Source organism: Vibrio sp. JPW-9-11-11 (genome assembly GCF_013369335.1).
In the GTDB taxonomy this organism is placed as follows: domain Bacteria; phylum Pseudomonadota; class Gammaproteobacteria; order Enterobacterales; family Vibrionaceae; genus Vibrio.
The window spans coordinates 1-1,772 of record NZ_SZQJ01000029.1 but is presented as its reverse complement, the minus strand read 5'-3'; the positions used below and the strand labels follow the sequence as shown (position 1 = coordinate 1,772).

The 1,772-nt window shown below is 43.0% G+C and carries 3 protein-coding genes; all 3 read left to right on the top strand.

The genetic code is table 11. The features are described from left to right. The first annotated feature begins 423 nt into the window (after window positions 1–423). A complete protein-coding gene (locus FCU94_RS15835) occupies window positions 424–921 on the top strand; it encodes an AAA family ATPase (RefSeq protein WP_176289457.1) in 498 nt (165 codons plus the stop codon). Window positions 922–1,058: 137 nt separating this feature from the next. After that, window positions 1,059–1,355, top strand: coding sequence for a Dabb family protein (locus FCU94_RS15830; protein ID WP_176289456.1), 297 nt, complete (start codon window positions 1,059–1,061; stop codon window positions 1,353–1,355). Window positions 1,356–1,523: 168 nt separating this feature from the next. After that, window positions 1,524–1,772: GFA family protein (locus FCU94_RS15825; protein ID WP_176289455.1), on the top strand; the 249-nt coding region annotated here is incomplete at its 3' end.

Sequence of the window (1,772 nt, the reverse complement as noted above, 5' to 3'; positions counted from 1 at the left end):
TCATTGGTTTTCAGTGTTGGTTCGTGGCGAGTTTGGCTGGCGCAAAGTGGGGCAAGGACAAGTTTATCGGTAGTTCTTCTTCGCTGGTCTGCCGCCGCGTTGAGTTTCTCGAAGCAAAAGCTGAGTCATGCGCTGGAGTTCACCATTAGTCACTTGTCGGGAGTGAAGCTGTAACATAGTGACTTCGGCTGTTCAGTGAATCACAAAAAGTACTTGGTTTGTTTGAGGTTTTTCTTGTCTAAGGTAATCTTCGTTTCTTCAACTTGGCTTATGCGTGTGAATTCGCATAACAAACAATTCAAGCAGACCCTCAACGCTCTGCGATTTTGGTTTGCGTCGGGTTTGGTGTTGCCGAGCAATGCGGAAAGTTAGCCAGTGCGTTTCGGGCTACTTAATTGGGCGTTATGCGTAAATGGAGGAAACATGGATAATCAGGGAAAGCTGTTCTTCTTCTGTGGCAAGATGGGAGCAGGTAAATCTACTAAATCTAAGGTTGTTGCTGCTGAAAATAGTGCAGTCCTAATTTCAGAAGATGATTGGTTGTCAGCTCATTATCCCTCACAAATTCAAACGTTTGACGATTACATTAAGTACTCAAACTTTATTAAGCCTTTCATCAAAAGCCATGTTCAAAACTTGTTGAATGTTGAGGTTAACGTTGTCATGGATTTCCCGGCCAATACCGTGAAGCAAAGAGCTTGGTTTGTATCACTGTGCCTAGAAGTAAACAGTGAACATGAGCTTTGGTATTTAGACTTAACCGATGAACAATGCTTGTCCCAAATCGCTAAACGTCGGGTTGAACAACCAGAACGGGCTATGTTTGACACAGAAGCAGTATTTCATCATGTAACCCAGTATTTTGAAGCACCAACAGCTAGTGAAAATCTCAGTTTGGTACGTGTGGTAGGATACGCATAACAAAGCGTTTAAGACGGATTCACAACGCTTGGCATTTTCAGTTTGATTCGGCTTAAGTGTTTACGGCACAATGGCTTAGGTCCGGTGGTCGCGTTGTTCACCACTTAACGCGGCGTTAGCAGCTAGGAAGAAAAAAAATGATTAGGCACATATTATTAATCAAGTTCAAAGAATCATCACCGTTTTCGGAAATCGAAAAGCTTAAAGGGTTATTCGAAGCTATGCCTGAAAAAGTCGAGGGTGTAGTGTCTGTAGAGTGGGGTGTCAACGATAGCCCTGAGGGTAAAAATAAAGGTTACACGCATTCGGTCTTAATGACGTTTGCAAACGAAGCTGGGCGTCAAAACTATTTACCGCATGTTGAGCACGAAGCGCTGAAGCAAGTTTTTAGACCTTTGCTTGAGGATATCGTTGTATTTGATTATACGTTCTAATTTGAGAGCGCAGCTAACAAGCAATTCAAGCAGACCCTCAACGCTCGTCGATTTTGGTTTGCTTTGGGTTTGGTGTTTACGGCGTAATGCGGAAAGTGCGCCAGTGCGTTTCGGGCTACTTAATTGGGCGTTATATTTATCCGACATTAACAAACATGGAGGTTTGAAATGAATAAAGAGATTACAGGCGGTTGCTGCTGCGAAAGTGTAGCCTTTAAGCTTAAAGATGACTTCGGTAAGTTCTTCTTTTGTCACTGTGAGCAGTGCCGAAAGCTCACAGGTTCGGCTCATGCATCGAACTTGTTTACTTCTCCTTCAAACATCGAATGGACTAAAGGGGAAGATAAAATAAAGCGCTATGATCATCCTACACGTTCATTTTCTAAGGCATTTTGCATAGATTGTGGTTCAGGTTTG